This is a genomic window from Mesorhizobium sp. LSJC285A00, assembly GCF_000503155.1.
In the GTDB taxonomy this organism is placed as follows: domain Bacteria; phylum Pseudomonadota; class Alphaproteobacteria; order Rhizobiales; family Rhizobiaceae; genus Mesorhizobium.
In genome coordinates, this window is record NZ_AYVK01000067.1 from 1 (window position 1) to 15,416 (window position 15,416).

17 protein-coding genes and 1 pseudogene are annotated in these 15,416 nt (G+C 64.5%); all 18 read left to right on the top strand.

The window, feature by feature from the left end:
* Positions 1–1,008 (top strand): ATP synthase (gene fliI / locus X726_RS138455; RefSeq protein ID WP_023673645.1); only part of this gene is annotated, 1,008 nt, incomplete at its 5' end.
* A complete protein-coding gene (locus X726_RS138450; RefSeq protein ID WP_023673646.1) occupies positions 995–1,861 on the top strand; it encodes a hypothetical protein in 867 nt (288 codons plus the stop codon). The genes fliI and X726_RS138450, both read left to right, overlap by 14 nt.
* An 85-nt stretch (positions 1,862–1,946) precedes the next feature.
* Positions 1,947–2,327, top strand: coding sequence for a flagellar basal body rod protein FlgB (flgB, locus tag X726_RS138445; protein WP_023673647.1), 381 nt, complete (start codon positions 1,947–1,949; stop codon positions 2,325–2,327).
* Between the two features lie 2 nt (positions 2,328–2,329).
* Positions 2,330–2,746, top strand: coding sequence for a flagellar basal body rod protein FlgC (gene flgC, locus X726_RS138440; RefSeq protein ID WP_023673648.1), 417 nt, complete (start codon positions 2,330–2,332; stop codon positions 2,744–2,746).
* Complete coding sequence (locus tag X726_RS138435) at positions 2,746–3,081, top strand: flagellar hook-basal body complex protein FliE (protein WP_023673649.1); 336 nt, start codon at positions 2,746–2,748, stop codon at positions 3,079–3,081. Before flgC ends, X726_RS138435 begins: the two co-directional genes overlap by 1 nt.
* 12 nt (positions 3,082–3,093) lie before the next feature.
* Positions 3,094–3,882 carry a flagellar basal-body rod protein FlgG gene (gene flgG, locus X726_RS138430; RefSeq protein WP_023673650.1) on the top strand — a complete coding sequence of 263 codons (789 nt, stop codon included), beginning with the start codon at positions 3,094–3,096 and terminating at the stop codon, positions 3,880–3,882.
* 6 nt (positions 3,883–3,888) lie between these two features.
* On the top strand, positions 3,889–4,416 hold the full coding sequence (gene flgA / locus X726_RS138425; RefSeq protein WP_023673651.1) for a flagellar basal body P-ring formation chaperone FlgA: 528 nt from the start codon (positions 3,889–3,891) through the stop codon (positions 4,414–4,416).
* On the top strand, positions 4,413–5,654 hold the full coding sequence (locus X726_RS138420; protein ID WP_023673652.1) for a flagellar basal body P-ring protein FlgI: 1,242 nt from the start codon (positions 4,413–4,415) through the stop codon (positions 5,652–5,654). The genes flgA and X726_RS138420 overlap by 4 nt, the downstream gene beginning before the upstream one ends.
* Positions 5,655–5,657: 3 nt before the next feature.
* Positions 5,658–6,239: a MotE family protein gene (locus tag X726_RS138415; protein WP_023673653.1), complete on the top strand. Its 582-nt coding sequence runs from the start codon at positions 5,658–5,660 to the stop codon at positions 6,237–6,239.
* A complete protein-coding gene (gene flgH / locus X726_RS138410) occupies positions 6,236–6,940 on the top strand; it encodes a flagellar basal body L-ring protein FlgH (RefSeq protein ID WP_023673654.1) in 705 nt (234 codons plus the stop codon). Before X726_RS138415 ends, flgH begins: the two co-directional genes overlap by 4 nt.
* A gap of 17 nt (positions 6,941–6,957) precedes the next feature.
* Positions 6,958–7,458 carry a flagellar basal body-associated FliL family protein gene (locus X726_RS138405; protein ID WP_023673655.1) on the top strand — a complete coding sequence of 167 codons (501 nt, stop codon included), beginning with the start codon at positions 6,958–6,960 and terminating at the stop codon, positions 7,456–7,458.
* Positions 7,455–8,196 (top strand): annotated as a pseudogene (gene fliP, locus X726_RS01235) (flagellar type III secretion system pore protein FliP). Before X726_RS138405 ends, fliP begins: the two are co-directional and overlap by 4 nt.
* A gap of 210 nt (positions 8,197–8,406) precedes the next feature.
* Positions 8,407–9,291 (top strand): flagellin, encoded by an 885-nt coding sequence (locus X726_RS138400; protein WP_023683303.1) that lies wholly within the window; start codon positions 8,407–8,409, stop codon positions 9,289–9,291.
* Positions 9,292–9,573: 282 nt separating this feature from the next.
* Positions 9,574–10,458, top strand: coding sequence for a flagellin (locus X726_RS138395; RefSeq protein ID WP_023683302.1), 885 nt, complete (start codon positions 9,574–9,576; stop codon positions 10,456–10,458).
* A gap of 191 nt (positions 10,459–10,649) precedes the next feature.
* Positions 10,650–12,317 (top strand): flagellar basal-body MS-ring/collar protein FliF, encoded by a 1,668-nt coding sequence (gene fliF / locus X726_RS138390; RefSeq protein ID WP_023673659.1) that lies wholly within the window; start codon positions 10,650–10,652, stop codon positions 12,315–12,317.
* Entirely contained in the window at positions 12,226–12,771 is a 546-nt protein-coding gene (locus X726_RS1000000170915) for a hypothetical protein (protein WP_245272181.1), read from the top strand. The genes fliF and X726_RS1000000170915 overlap by 92 nt, the downstream gene beginning before the upstream one ends.
* 31 nt (positions 12,772–12,802) lie before the next feature.
* Positions 12,803–14,149, top strand: a complete 1,347-nt coding sequence (locus X726_RS138380) for a MotB family protein (protein WP_023673661.1) — start codon at positions 12,803–12,805, stop codon at positions 14,147–14,149.
* Positions 14,146–15,416, top strand: a 1,271-nt coding sequence (locus X726_RS138375; protein ID WP_023673662.1) for a chemotaxis protein, incomplete at its 3' end; no start/stop codon positions are given. The genes X726_RS138380 and X726_RS138375, both read left to right, overlap by 4 nt.

Sequence of the window (15,416 nt, forward strand, 5' to 3'; positions counted from 1 at the left end):
CTGATCAGGATCGGCGAGGCTGCGAGCGGCGACGGCACAACGCCCGGCGCGATGGCGCGGCAGCGCGTCGGCACCGCCTTCACGACCGGGGTCAAGGTCATCGACATCTTCACGCCGCTCTGCCTCGGCCAGCGCCTCGGCGTCTTTGCCGGTTCCGGCGTCGGCAAGTCGACGCTGCTCGCTATGCTGGCCGGCGCCGACGCCTTCGACACCGTGGTCGTGGCGCTGATCGGCGAGCGCGGCCGCGAGGTACGCGAATTCCTCGAAGACACGATCGGCGCAGAGAGCATGGCCAAGACGGTCGCCGTCGTCGCTACCAGCGACGAGAGCGCCATGATGCGCCGGCGCGCGCCGGATACCGCCATGCGCGTTGCCGAACATTTTCGCGACCAGGGCCATCGCGTGCTGCTGGTGCTGGATTCGATTACCCGCTTTGCCCATGCGCTGCGCGAGGTAGCGACCGGCACCGGCGAGCCGCCGGTCGCCCGCGGCTATCCCGCTTCGGTTTTCACCGATCTGCCCAAGCTGCTCGAACGCGCTGGCCCGGGCGCTGAAGGCCCCGGTATCAAAGGACAGGGATCAATCACTGCCATCATCTCGGTGCTGGTCGACGGCGACGACCACAACGACCCGGTCGCCGATTCGGTACGCGGCATCCTCGACGGCCATGTCGTGCTCGACCGCGCCATTGCCGAACAGGGCCGCTACCCCCCGGTCAATCCGCTGTCGTCGATCTCGCGCCTCGCCGACAAGGCATGGAGCCCCGAGCAACGCATGCTGGTGACCAGGCTGAAATCGATGATCTCGCGCTTCGAGGACACCCGCGACATCCGCCTGCTCGGTGCCTATCAGGGCGGCGCCGATGCCGAGCTCGATATTGCCGTGCGCCAGGTGCCGCTGATCTACGAGGCGCTGACGCAGTCGCCCAGGGATCGCGCCTCGAGCGACGCATTCTCCGACCTCGCCCGTCATCTGAAAGGCAAGCAAAGTGTCGATGCAGGAGACTGAGCTTCAGTACACCGAGCGGCTTTTGCGCGAGATGATCGCAGAGGCCAGTGCCGCCGAGGAAGCCCGGGCCAACGAAGCGAGAGCTGTCAGGGCAAAGGCCGATCTCGACAAGGCCGCCAAGGCTGAGGCCATTCTGGCCAGGGCCGCCAGGCCATTCTTGCCCAGGGTAGCCAGCGTAGTCGAGTCCACTGTGCCTCGCTTGGCCGAGCCTGCCTTGCCCAGCGTCGTCAAGCCTGAATTGCCAAGGACCCCTCGCGCCGGCCCCAAAGAAGCGATCGAGACCAGTCGTGACTCGCTTCTCGACGGGCTGTTCCCGGTCACCGAATGGCCGCAGCCGCCAAGGCCGCAATATCCCAGGCTCGACAAGAAATCCGACCGCCGCAGCGATATCGTCTTTGCCGCGCTCGGCATCACGCTTGGCCTGATCTGCGCGCTGTTTCCCTGGTATATCTTCTTCAATCAGGACCAGTTCGGCGTGCAGGCGATCAAGTTCGGCGGCAGCGGCACCAATGCAGGGCGGGTCAGCGGCGGCTCGCAGATGGAGAACAGCGGTCAGCCGCTGACGGCAAACGATGTTCCCGATGTCGACCTGTTCGCCACCGGCACGCTGCAGGACCCCGAGGACAAGACCCAGCCTCCCGGCGTCGACGAGCAGCCCTTCCCGGCGGACGCCAAATTTCGCATGGTTCATGTCGCCAATGGCCGCGCCATGATCGAGGACGATGCCGGCCTGTGGATCGTCCAGCGCGGCTCGAAGCTGCCCGATACCAGCGTCGTCTCGTCGATCGAGCAACGGGGCGGCAAGTGGGTCATGGTCACCAGCACCGACCAGGTGATCGAACTCTCCAAATAGCGGCACACCGGATTTACCCCCGAGCCGCGCAAGGTCCGCGCAAGACTGGCAGCCTAGTCTTGTACGTACCAGCCCGGAGATCCCCATGGAGCCCGTCAATCTTTTCGATCTCGCCGCCAAGCAGTCGCAATGGCTGTCGGTGCGCCAGTCGGCCATTGCCGGCAACATCGCCAACGTCAACACGCCGGGCTACACCGCCGGCGATGTCGAGCCGTTCGAGAAGGTGCTCGACCGCAGGGCAGTGTCGCTGACCGCCACCCAGGCAGGCCACCTCGGCACTGCCGCCACCAATGCCGGCTTCACGGTCAAGCCAGAAGAGACGACCGGCGCCATCATGCCCTCGAAGAACACGGTGGTGGTCGAGAACGAACTGATGAAGGCCGGCGAGGTCCGCCGCTCCTTCGAGCTCAACACCGCGATCGTCAAGGCCTTCCATTCGATGATGATGATGGCGGTGAAGAGCTGACAATGGACGCCTTGACCTCAGCCCTCAAGATCGCCGCGTCCGGCCTCAGCGCCCAGTCTGACCGTTTGCGCGTCGTTTCGGAAAATCTCGCCAACGCGCAGTCGACCGGCAACACCCCGGGCGCTGACCCCTATCGCCGCAAGACCATCAGTTTCGTCTCGGAACTCGACCGTGCCTCGGGTGGCACGACGGTTGAGGTCAACTCCATCGACCGCGACCCCAGCGACTTTCCCGTCGAATTCCAGCCCGGCAACGAGGCCGCCGACGACATGGGCTACGTCAAGATGCCCAATGTAAACGTGCTGGTCGAGATGGCCGACATGAGCGAGGCCAACCGCTCCTACGAAGCCAACCTTCAGGTCATCAAGCAGGCGCGTGATCTGATCTCCATGACCATCGACCTGATGAGGAACCAGTAATGATCAGCGGCATTGGCGGTATCGGATCGCTTCCCCTCAAGCCGGAGATCGGTGGCGCCGATACCACGACCGACCTGTTCCAGGGCACCAGGGCGCCGATGGCCGGCAGCGAAATCGGCACCACCTTCGCCGAAGCGCTGAGCCAGGCTGCTTCAAAGACCGTCAACACCTTGCAGAATGCCGAGCAGGTGTCGATCCAGGCGCTGAGGGGCGACGCCGACACCCGCCAGGTCGTCGACGCCGTCATGAGCGCCCAGCAGGCCCTGCAGACCACGATCGCCATTCGCGACAAGGTCGTCTCCGCCTATCTCGAAATCAGCCGTATGGGCATCTGAGGAGAACTTGCCGTGAAAGCACTCGCCATCGCAGCGACCGGCATGAATGCCCAGCAGACAAATCTGGAAGTCATCGCCAACAACATCGCCAACATCAACACCACCGGCTACAAGCGCGCGCGCGCCGAATTCTCCGACCTGCTCTACCAGGTCGACCGCACGCAGGGCGTGCCCAACCGCTCCAATTCATCGCTTGTGCCGGAAGGCGTGTCGATCGGCCTCGGCGTCAAGACGACGGCGGTGCGCAACGTCCATACGCAGGGCGAACTGACCTCGACCGGCAACAGTTTCGACATGGCGCTGACGGGCCGCGGCTGGTTCCAGATCGAGGGCGGCGACGGCGGCACGCTCTACAGCCGCGCCGGCGCCTTCAATACCAACGCCACCGGCCAGCTGGTGACCGTCGACGGCGCCAATGTCATCCCGGCCATCACCGTGCCGACCGATGCCATCGAAGTCGTCGTCAACAAGACCGGCCAGGTCTTTGCCCGCATCGACGGCCAGACCGACCTCCAGCTGCTGGGCCAGCTGCAGCTCGCCAACTTCGCCAATGAAGCCGGCCTGGCGCCGCTCGGCGACAATCTGTTCCAGGAGACGCCGGCCTCCGGCCCGGCCAATGTCGGCGTGCCCGGCGATCCCGGCTTCGCCTCGGTCGAGCAGGGTTATCTCGAGGCCTCCAACGTCGATCCGGTCAAGGAAATCACCGAGCTGATCTCGGCGCAGCGCGCCTATGAGATGAACTCCAAGGTCATCCAGGCCGCCGACGACATGGCCTCCGTCGTGTCCAAGAACATCAGGTAAGATTTGATGGTCTCTCCGGCCTTCCGCTCCGCGCTTTGCCGCACCGCGCTGATGCTCGCGCTGGTAGCCGGCGGTGTGCCGGCGTTTGCCCAGGAGAGCGCAGACCAGCAGACCAGCACCCAGGTCGCGAGCAGTCAGGCGACCGGCGAGATCGTTCTGATCCCCAACCGGGTTATCTATCCTGGCGAGATGATCGATACCGGCGCGCTGAAACCGGTGACGCTGCTCCCCGGAAAGCACAGGCCGGATGCGGTCGCCACGCAGGCCATGGAACTCCAGGGCAAGGTCGCCAAGCGCACGCTGCTGCCCGGCCGCTATATCCCGGTCGCCGCCATCCGCGACGCCTGGCTGGTCGAACAGGGCGCCGACGTGCAGGTCTATTTCATCGCCGGCGACCTCACCATTTCGGCCACGGCGGTGTCGCTGCAGCCGGGTGCCGCCGGCGATTTGATAAAGGTCCGCAACACAGACAGCGGCAAGATCTTTTCCGGCACGGTGATGGCTGACGGCACCATCCGGGTCAGCGCGTCATGAGACGCGGAGCTGCCCTTCTGCTCGCGGCCGTTGTCGGCCTGCAGCCGGCGCTGGCCGACGGTCTTACGCCGAAGCAAAAGCGCGATCTTGCCGGCCAGAATGGCGGCGCCTTTGTCGATCCCGAATATGATCCGGCCACCACCAACCGCATGTTCAGGGTCTCCAACGGCCCAAGCTCTCTGCCACCCGGCCAGGTCGCATCGCGCATCAAGGACATTGCGCAGCTGCAGGCTTCGCGCGACAACCAGCTCGTCGGCTACGGCCTCGTCATCGGCCTCGCCGGATCGGGCGACAGCCTGCGCAATTCGCCCTTCACCGAACAGTCGATCCGCGCCATGCTCGAAAATCTCGGCATCGCCACCGAAGGCGGCAGCGCGCGGGCCAAGAACGTCGCCGCCGTCATCGTCACCGCCAACATGCCGCCTTACGTGCAGTCGGGCGCCCGCATCGACATCGACGTCTCCTCGATGGGCGACGCCACATCGCTTGCCGGCGGCACGCTGATAATGACGCCACTGAAGGCGGCCGATGGCGAAATCTATGCTGTCGGGCAAGGCTCGGTCATCGTTTCCGGCTTCACTGCCCAGGGCGATGCCGAAAAGCTGACGCAGGGCGTGCCGACGGCCGGCCGCGTGCCCAACGGCGCCATCGTCGAGCGCACGGTGCGCGCCGAATTCGAGGACCAGGCGCTGCTCACCTTGCAATTGCGCAACCCCGATTTCTCCACTGCCGTTCGCATCGCCGACGCCATCAACGGCTACACCTCGCAACGCTTCGGCATGCGCGTGGCGGCGGAGCGCGATGCACGCACCGTGCAGATCAGGCGGCCGAAGAATGTTTCGGCGGCGCGCTTCTACGCCGAGATCGAGAATTTGGTGGTCGAGACCGACACGCCGGCACGCGTCGTCATCGACGAACGCACCGGCACCATCGTCATCGGCAACGAGGTCAAGATCTCGCGGGTGGCGATCAGCCACGGCACGCTCACCGTGCGGATCACCGAACAGCCGAAGATCGTCCAGCCGGAACCGTTCTCCAAGGGCGTGACAGCGGAGGAACCCTTCACCACCATCGATGCCACGCGGCCTGACGCCCGCGTCAATGTGCTCGACGGACCGAACCTCGAAACGCTGGTGTCGGGCCTCAACCGTCTCGGCGTCAAGCCGGACGGCATCATTGCCATTTTGCAAGGCATCAAGTCGGCCGGCGCTTTGCAGGCCGATCTGGTTCTCCAATAGGCCATGCCGATGATCGATTTCTTTTCCCAAAAGCAGCACCGCCGAAGCGCAGCCTTGGCAGCTTGCGTCATCGCCGCCACCGTCCTTGCCGGCGGCACTGTTCGCGCGGAAGAAGCGGTGCGGCAGGTTCTTCCTGGCGGGCAACAGCCGGCGGCAGTGCAGCAACTGGTCCGCGAGAAGGTGCCCGATGAAAGCGAGATCCAGCGCTTCTGCTCCAACATCGCCGACGCCGCCCGCGACCGCCGTTACGCGCTGCAGGCCGAAGAGTTGAAGCAGTTGCAGGCTGGCATCGACCAGCGCATGAAGGCGCTGGACGACAAGCGCGCCGAATACGAGCAATGGCTGAAGCGGCGTGAAGTTTTCCTGGCCCGCGCCGAGGATGGCGTCGTCAAGATCTATGCCGGCATGAAACCGGATGCCGCGGCCGAGCGCCTGGCCATGGTCAACACCGATCTCGCCGCCGCCATCCTGATGAAACTCGATTCGCGCAAGGCCGGCGTCATTCTCAACGAAATGGACCAGAAGGCGGCAGCCACGCTCACCGGCATTATGGCCAGCGCGGCGCGAAGGGTAGACCCGTCATGAAGTCGCATATACTCGCCCTGGTCGCCACCGCTTCACTTGCCGGCTGCGCCTCCGACCCCAGGGAGATCGGCAGGGAGCCGGCGCTGTCGCCGGTTGGCACCGGCATTACCGGCAGCGTCAATGCGCCCTACTCCTATCCCGAAACGCCACCCGCGCCAGTGAAGAAATTCTCGCTGTGGGATGATCGCCAGAGCCGGTTGTTCACCGACCCACGCGCGCTGCGCGACGGCGACATCCTCACCGTCAGGATCAAGCTCAACGACAAGGCCAACTTCAAGAACCAGAACGACCGCAGCCGCACCGCCGGGCGCAAGCTCGGCTATGACGTCAACCTCGGATGGGAAGGTGCCACCACCAGCGGCAAGGGCGACGCGGGGCTGAGCTCCACCACCGAAACCAATGCGGACGGCGAAATCAAGCGCTCGGAGAACCTCGAGCTCAACGTCGCCGCCGTCGTCACCGAAGTCCTGCCCAACGGCAATCTGATGATCCGGGGCTCACAGGAGGTGCGCGTCAATTACGAGCTCAGGGTGCTGACCATCGCCGGCATGGTGCGTCCATCCGATATCGGCGCTGAAAACACCATCTCTTATGAACGCATCGCCGAGGCGCGCATCTCCTATGGCGGCCGCGGCCGCGTCAGCGAAATCCAGCAGCCCGCTTACGGTCAGCAGATCCTCGACCAAGTCCTCCCCTTTTAGGACTGGAGAACGGCGCCGTGGCAAATGTCGAACAGGTTCAGCAAAAAAAGGGCCCGTCGCTTGTCATCCAGCTTGCGATGCTGCTGGCGGTGACGGGCGCCGCGATCGGCATGGGCTGGATGTCCGGCGGCTATCTGAAGGGCGTCGGGGGACCGGTGCCTGTGCCCGCCGCACCGGAGAACCAGTCCAATGCCGAGCAACCGAGCAAGGCGGCCGAACATGCTCCCGGCACCGGGCCGACGCTTGTCCAGCTGGCGCCGATCACCACCAATCTGGCTTCGCCTGCTGACACCTGGATAAGGCTGGAAGCGTCGGTGGTCTACGATGCGCCGCAGCCGCCGGAACTTACCGAAAGCATTCACCAGGACCTGCTTGCCATGGTCCGCACCCTGAAGATGCATCAGATCGAAGGCGCCAGCGGCTACCAGCATTTGAAAGCCGACCTCGAGGAGCGCGCCGCAATCCGCAGCGGTGGCCATGCCAAACAGGTTCTGATCAGGACATTGCTGCTCGAATGAGAAAACTCGTCCTCGCCGCCGCGATCGTCGTCGCCGCCACCTCTGTCGCCGCCGCCCAGCAGCTCGATCTCGGCGGCATCGGCAAGGCCGACGGCGCCACCNGGCGCCACCGTCGGCTATATCATCCAGATGTTCGGTCTGCTCACCGTGCTGTCGGTGGCGCCGGGCCTGTTGATCATGGTGACGAGCTTCACCCGCTTCGTCATCGCCTTCTCGATCCTGCGCGCCGGCATCGGCCTGCAGTCGACGCCGGCCAATCTGATCCTGATCTCGCTGTCGCTGTTCATGACCTTCTACGTCATGGCGCCGACCTTCGACCAGGCCTGGAACACCGGCGTCAAGCCGCTGATGGACGACCAGATCAGCCAGACCGAGGCGTTCGAAAAGATTTCGGACCCGTTCCGCACCTTCATGCTGCACAATGTCCGCGACAAGGACTTCGACCTGTTCGCCGATCTCGCCCGCGAACGCGGCCAGGTCGTTGCCAGGGACACCGTCGACCTGCGCATCCTGGTGCCGGCCTTCATGATCTCCGAAATCCGCCGCGGCTTCGAGATCGGCTTCCTGATCGTGCTGCCGTTCCTCGTCATCGACCTGATCGTCGCCACCATCACCATGGCCATGGGCATGATGATGCTGCCGCCGACCGTCGTTTCGCTGCCCTTCAAGATCCTGTTCTTCGTCCTCATCGACGGCTGGAACCTGCTTGTCGGCAGCCTGGTGCGCTCCTTCACCTGACCGTCCGCGCGCCGTTGGCGCCTTGCTAAAGTTTTATGCAATACATTTCCGGTTAACCGTCCCGTTTAGCCCTTTGGTAGGGACTTGCCCGCATATTGCTCGCAGATGGCGGGTGATCGGGTCTCACGATCATTGGCATGATGCCGCTCCGTCATACCGGAAAAGCCGGTATGTCAAAAACACCCTGTAAAAATCAAGGTACGAGTAGCCATGTCCAGTATCATGACGAACGCCTCGGCGCTGACCGCGCTGCAGAGCCTGAACAACACCAACAAATCCCTCGAGCAGACGCAGGCCCGCATCTCGACCGGCTACCGCGTTGCCACCGCTTCCGACAACGCCGCTTACTGGTCGATCGCGACCTCGATGAAGTCCGACAACAAGGCAAACTCGGCCGTGCAGGACGCCCTCGGCCTCGGCGCCGGCAAGGTTGACACCGCCTACACCGCCATCAACGACGTCAAGGACCAGGTCGACCTGATTAAGACCAAGCTGGTCACTGCCCGTAGCGCCTCGAAGGAAGACCAGCAGAAGATCGCGACCGAAATCAACGCCATCCAGGCGCAGATCAAGTCCTCGGTCGCCAACGCCAACTTCGCCGGCTCGAACCTGCTGCAGAACGACGCTGCCGCTGCGTCCGACCTGAAGATCGTTGCGGCTTACAACCGTACCGGCGCGACCGTCACCATCGACACCATCGACGTCAAGGCTGCCGATACGCAGGTTCTCGATGTCGCCGGCACGGGCGGCATCGTCGGCGGCCTGCTCGCCGCTGCCTTCTTCGACCCGAGCACCACGGCGGTTACCCCCGCCGCCATCGACACCGCGCTCGGCACTGTTGAAACCGCGCTTGCCAAGCTGTCCACCGGCGCTGCCTCGCTCGGCGCCGCCAAGTCGCGCATTGACACCCAGAAGAGCTTCCTGTCGAACCTGTCGGACTCGATCGACAAGGGCGTCGGCGCTCTGGTCGACGCCGACATGAATAAGGAATCGACCCGTCTGCAGGCCCTCCAGGTCCAGCAGCAGCTCGGCATCCAGGCGCTGTCGATCGCCAACGGCAACTCGCAGTCGATCCTGTCGCTCTTCCGCGGCTGATCTCTCGACATTACGACTGACACCATCCGTCGGGCCGCGCCAACAGCGCGGCCCGATTTCTTTTTGCGGCTGTTGATTTTCTTGCTAAATGGCTGCCGATTTTTGCTCTTGGCCAGCGCCCTGAATGGCTTGGTTTAACAGGCCGTTAACCATATCCCGGTAGTCATGGTTAACCATTCCATGGCGGGCAGACCATACGGTCGATGGGCTTATGCCTACCCCCTTGATGAAGTTGATCCGGCGTGTTCGGGACACGCCAGTGTTTGAAAAGGGGTAAATATCTTGGCTAGCATCATGACGAACGCTTCGGCTCTGACCGCGCTGCAGAGCCTGAACAACACCAACAAGCAGCTTGAAACCACCCAGTCACGCATTTCGACCGGCTACCGCGTCGCCACCGCCAGCGACAACGCCGCCTACTGGTCGATCGCCACCACGATGAAGTCCGACAACAAGGCGCTTTCGGCCGTTCAGGACGCGCTTGGCCTCGGCGCCGGCAAGGTCGATACCGCCTACACCGCCATCACCGACATCAAGGACCAGGTCGACCTGATCAAGGCCAAGCTGGTCACTGCACGCAGCGCCAGCAAGGACGACCAGCAGAAGATCGCGACCGAAATCAAGGCCATCCAGGACCAGATCAAGTCGTCGGTCACCAACGCCTCCTATGCCGGCTCGAACCTGCTGCAGAACGACGCTGCCGCGACCTCCGACCTGAAGATCGTCGCGTCCTATAACCGCACCGGCACGACCGTCGCCATCGACACCATCGACGTCAAGGCGGCCGACACGCAGGTTCTCGATCTTCCTGGCACTGGCGGCATCGTCGGCGCTCTGCTGGCGACGACCTTCTTCGATCCCAGCACCACCCAGGTCCTCCCGGCGGCCATCGACACCGCACTCGGCGCCGTTGAAACGGCGCTTGCCAAGCTGTCCACGGGTGCCGCCTATCTCGGCGCCGCCAAGTCGCGCATCGACACCCAGAAGAGCTTCCTGTCGAACCTGTCGGACTCCATCGACAAGGGCGTCGGCGCGCTGGTCGACGCCGACATGAACAAGGAATCGACGCGGCTGCAGGCCCTCCAGGTCCAGCAGCAGCTCGGCATCCAGTCGCTGTCGATCGCCAACGGCAACTCGCAGTCGATCCTGGCGCTGTTCAAGCAGTAAGCCTGACCCGGCTTTCTCTTCCTTGAATAAGGGCCGTGCCAACAGCGCGGCCCTTTCCTGTATGGGTGTGTTTTGACGCATGTCGTTGACCCGGAATCGCGGCACACTTCCGGGCGACATGCTCTATCATCTTCGCACAAGCTTCGCGGTCTAGTGTTCCCACGGAATATCATGCTGGGAGCGCTTGAATCGTGCCGCAACAGATCCAGAGCATCATCTCGAATCTCAGGGCATTTGGCGTCAGGCGCCTCGCCATGCTGGCCGGCATTGCCGCATTGGTGATGGCCGTCATCGGCATCGGCTCGGTCTATCTCAACCGCCCGGCCTATGAGACGCTCTATGTCGGGCTCGATCGCTCCGACGTGAACCAGATCGGCCTGGTGCTCGGCGAAGCCGGAATCGGCTTCGACGTCGGCTCCGACGGCACCTCCGTGCTGGTGCCGGCCGGCACCACCGCGCAGGCGCGCATGCTGCTCGCCGAAAAGGGCCTGCCGACCAGCGCCAATGCCGGCTACGAGCTGTTCGACAATGTCGGCTCGCTCGGGCTGACCTCCTTCATGCAGCAGATCACCCGCGTGCGCGCGCTGGAAGGCGAGATCGCCCGCACCATCCAGTCGATATCCGGCATCAAGGCCGCCCGCGTTCACATCGTCATGTCCGAGCGCGCCAATTTCCGCCGCGACGAACAGCAACCCTCCGCCTCGGTGGTCATCCGCTATTCCGGCATCGATGCTGAAAAGAGCGCCATGTCGATCCGCCATCTCGTCGCCGCCGCCGTGCCGGGCCTGTCGGCCGACAAGGTTACCGTGCTCGATTCCAACGGCAACCTTCTCGCCGCCGGCGACGATCCCTCCAACACAAGTACTGCCCGCACGCTCGGCGTCGAGCAGACCGTCGAGGCGCAGATCGGCGACAACATCCGCCGCGCGCTGACGCCTTATCTCGGCCCCGACAATTTCCGCGCCAGCGTCAAGGCCGATGTCAACACCGACACCCGCCAGACCGAAGAGACGATCTTCGATCCGGAGTCACGCGTGGAGCGTTCCGTGCAGTCAGTGCGCGCCAACGAAAACAGCAATCAGAGGCAGGCCTCGACCCCGGCCACCGTCGAGCAGAACCTGCCCGAGACCCAGGCGACCAGCACCGATGGTCCGCAGACGTCATCGGAGAATGATCGCAAGGAGGAGATCACCAATTACGAGATCAACTCCAAGAAGATCGCCACAGTCTCCAACGGCTATTCCGTCACCAAGATGTCGATCGCCGTCGTCGTCAACCAGCAGCGGCTGATGACCATCCTCGGCAAGGACGCCACACCCGAACAGATCGCCAAGCGCGTCGCCGACATCCAGAAAATGGTCGCCTCAGCCACCGGCTTCGACGACAAGCGCGGCGACATCATCGATGTCTCGGCGGTCGAGTTCATCGACGGGCTGGACGGCGAGGCGGTCGAACAGCCGGGCATAATGGCGTCGATCGGAACCCATGCCGGTACGATGATCAACGCCGGCGCGTTCATCGTCGTGGTGTTCCTGGTCGCCTTCTTCGGCCTGAGGCCAATGGCCACCGCGCTGAGCGCGCGGCCGACGCCGGCACTTGCCGGTCCGAGCTTCGACGACGTCCAGCGTTCGCTGCCGACACCCGAAGCCGCCGGCGCCGAACCGGCGCCGGCTGCCTTGCCCGGCAGCCGCCCAGGCCCGACNTTTCGACCTTTTGCCGGATTTCGGCGCACGCAGCCAGCGTGCCGGCCAGCCCTCGCTCGCGGCCATGGCCGAGCCAAGGCCGGAGACGTCGGCGCCGCAGGCCGACATCGGCGCGCTGATCGCCGAAGCGGTCATCGATGCCGAAGCCGCCCTTGAAGCCCGCCTTGCCATCTCCCACCAGGCAGCGCTCGAGGCGCAGAGACAGGCCAACGCCGATGAAGCAAAGGCCTTTCTGGAAAGTTTCGGCGGCGATCTCGGCGCGGTCGTCACTGCCCGTATCGAGATCATGGAGGCCAAGGTCAGCGACCTCGTCGGCGCCACCATTGCGCGCATCATTGGCGGCCTTGTCAGCGACGATCTGCAGAAGCGTTCGCTGGAAGCCCTTGCCGGCACGATCCGCGAAGCCGTCGGCGACAGCGAGGCGGTGCGCATCGCCGTGCGCGGACCGCTGTCATTGTTCGAGACGCTGAAGGCTTCGCTCGGCCCACGCGCGGCCAATCTCGATTTCGTCGAGGCGCCCGGCTTCGACCTTACCGTCGCCATTGACGAGGCGGTGTTCGAAACCCGCATTGCCGAATGGTCGGCCGCCTTGTCGGAGGCCCTGTCATGAGCGAGGGCCCTCTTACGAACGAGTGGACGTCATGAGCGTTGTCGAGGCCGCAGACGCCAGGCATGAGATCATCATCGTGCGGCGCAATCACGACGACCACGACGACGCCCACCATGGCGGCGTCTGGAAGATTGCCTTTGCCGATTTCATGACCGCCATGATGTGCTTCTTCCTCGTCATGTGGCTGATCAACGCCGCCAACGAGCAGACCAAGGCGGCCGTTGCCAGCTACTTCAATCCGGTCAAGCTGGTCGATCGCAACGCCAGCCGCAAGGGCCTCGAAGACCTCGGCGATGGCCCGAGCAAGGTCGGGCTGACGGCGGACGACCCGCGGGACAAGACCAGCAAGGCCGGACAGGACGGCATCGGCGGCGCCGGCACCTCGGACAAGAAGCAATCGAAGGAATCGGCGCCGAAGACCGATCTTTCCGACGAGCATCTGTTTGCCGATCCCTATGCGGTGCTGTCGGAAATCGCCACCGACACCGGCGTCATGCAAAATGTCAGCGAGAAGGGCGATGGCGGCGCGCAGGCGTCCGGCCCGGCTACCGGCGCATCCGGCGGCCAATCCTACCGCGACCCGTTCGCGCCGGATTTCTGGTCGCAGCAGGTGGCTGCACCAGGCGCCGAAGCCACCGCCGAACGCACCAAGATCGAAGGCGATCCGCTGAAGCCGGGTGCCAAGGCGGCACAGACGCAAGTGGCGGAGGTGAAGGCCGTGCCGGCCGCGCCGCCAGTGGCTGCGGCGCCGCTCGAGCCGCTGGCGAAATCCGTTTCCGATAAGCCGCTGACCAAGGCTGAAGCCAAAGCAGAGGCCAAGGCTGAAGCAGCGAAGGCCGAAATTGCAAAGGCCGAAGCCGCCGAAGCACAACCCGCACCCAAACCCGAAGCCGCGGAAAAAGCGCCGACGGCCGCCACTGTTAGAGCCACGGCGCAGGTCAAGCAGGAACTGGCCGAGGCCTTCAAGCCCGGCGACAAATTGCATGACGGCGTCTCCGTCGAAGCCACCGACAAGGGTGTCGTCATTTCGATCACGGACCAGTTCGATTTCGGCATGTTCGAGATCGGATCGGCGGTGCCTAGGCGTGAACTGGTGCTGGCGATGGAAAAGATCGGCCGCATCGTCAACGAGCAGAAAGGCACGATCAGCATCAACGGCCACACCGACGCGCGGCCGTTCCGCAGCGACACTTACGACAATTGGCGGCTGTCCACGGCGCGCGCCCATTCCGCCTACTACATGCTGGTGCGCGGCGGCGTCGACGAGCGCCGCATCACCGAGGTCGCCGGCTTCGCCGACCGCGAGCCGAAAATCGCGGCCGACCCGATGGCTGCAGCGAACCGCCGCATCGAAATCCTGATGGCGACCGACGGATGAGGCGCGCCGCCATCATCGGCCGCGCCGTCGGGCTGCTGCTGCTGAGCGCCGTCCATCCGCCATCGGCCTTCGCCGAGGACGCATTGCAGCCCTATCAGCTGGTGCGCTCGCTGCAGCTTGTGCAGGACCGCATAGCCGCCGGCGATCACGCCGCGCTGCCGATGCAGGCCAAGCTGCTCGAAATGGCCGACACAAGGCTGCGCGCGGCCGACGCAGATGATTTCAGCGACCCGAAGAATTTTCGCGCCTTGCTGGTCTATGGCATGAGTGGCGGCAACCCCGTCACCGTCGAGGCGGCGGTGTCGCGCGCCAAGGCCGACCCGCAAAGCCTGGCCATCGCCAAGGGCATTGTCGATTATCTGAACGGCCGGCCGGCGGCTGCGATCGAGGCGCTGAAGCCGATCGATCCGATGACCCTGCCCGCCGATCTCGGTGCCTTTCTGGCGCTGGTCAAGGGCTCGCTTCTCGCCACCGAGCAACCGGTCAGCGCGCTTGCGCTGCTCGACGATGCTCGCCTGCTCAGCCCAGGCACGCTGGTCGAGGAAGCAGCGCTGCGCCGCTCGGTCGGCATCGCCGCCGCGCAAGGCGACGGTGCGCGTTTCGCGCTTGCCTCAACCCAATATGTCGAAGACTACCTCTATTCGCCCTATGCCAGCCAGTTCGCCGACGCCTTCGTCTCCGGCGTCATCACGCTGCACATGGCGATCAGCCAGGACAAGCTCGCCGACATCACCGCAATGATGGATCCAGAACGCGAGAAGGTGATCTATCTGCGCATCGCCCGCCGCGCCGCGATCGACGGTTTTGCCGATCTCTCCGCCTTTGCCTCGGCCAGGGCTGAACGGGGCCGCGACGGCATCCACAATCAGGACGATCCGCGCGCCCAGCTCTATTCCAGCCTGTCCACGGTAACGTCCGGCACCATCGGCGAGGTCCGCGCCAAGCTGGACAAGATCGATCGCAACCAGCTTTCGCAAAGCGACCGCGACCTGCTCGATGCCGCGCAGGCCGTGGCGGGTGAAGTCATCGCCCCGCCGGCGCCGCTGCCTGCCGAAAAGCCCGCACCTGCCGCGGCCAGGCAGGAGCCGGTCAAGACCGCGGCAGTGGAAAGACCCGACGAGCCAGAGCTGCCGCCGGTCGAAGGCGCGATGCCGGAACAGCCAGCCGCCACAACGTCGAGTGAACAGCCCGCAACCGACCGACCGAAGGCGGCAAGTGAGCCGGCCGCGCAGGCACCGAGCACGCCAGAGGCAAAGGCGGCGGAAAC

Coding starts and splice junctions, on each gene's coding strand:
- X726_RS138420 (WP_023673652.1), top strand. CDS start 4,413: ATGAGACGCGGAGCTGCCCTTCTGCTCGCGGCCGTTGTCGGCCTGCAG.
- X726_RS138415 (WP_023673653.1), top strand. CDS start 5,658: ATGCCGATGATCGATTTCTTTTCCCAAAAGCAGCACCGCCGAAGCGCA.
- X726_RS138400 (WP_023683303.1), top strand. CDS start 8,407: ATGTCCAGTATCATGACGAACGCCTCGGCGCTGACCGCGCTGCAGAGC.
- flgC (WP_023673648.1), top strand. CDS start 2,330: ATGGACGCCTTGACCTCAGCCCTCAAGATCGCCGCGTCCGGCCTCAGC.
- X726_RS138435 (WP_023673649.1), top strand. CDS start 2,746: ATGATCAGCGGCATTGGCGGTATCGGATCGCTTCCCCTCAAGCCGGAG.
- X726_RS1000000170915 (WP_245272181.1), top strand. CDS start 12,226: ATGGCCGAGCCAAGGCCGGAGACGTCGGCGCCGCAGGCCGACATCGGC.
- flgH (WP_023673654.1), top strand. CDS start 6,236: ATGAAGTCGCATATACTCGCCCTGGTCGCCACCGCTTCACTTGCCGGC.
- X726_RS138380 (WP_023673661.1), top strand. CDS start 12,803: ATGAGCGTTGTCGAGGCCGCAGACGCCAGGCATGAGATCATCATCGTG.
- flgB (WP_023673647.1), top strand. CDS start 1,947: ATGGAGCCCGTCAATCTTTTCGATCTCGCCGCCAAGCAGTCGCAATGG.
- X726_RS138450 (WP_023673646.1), top strand. CDS start 995: ATGCAGGAGACTGAGCTTCAGTACACCGAGCGGCTTTTGCGCGAGATG.
- flgA (WP_023673651.1), top strand. CDS start 3,889: ATGGTCTCTCCGGCCTTCCGCTCCGCGCTTTGCCGCACCGCGCTGATG.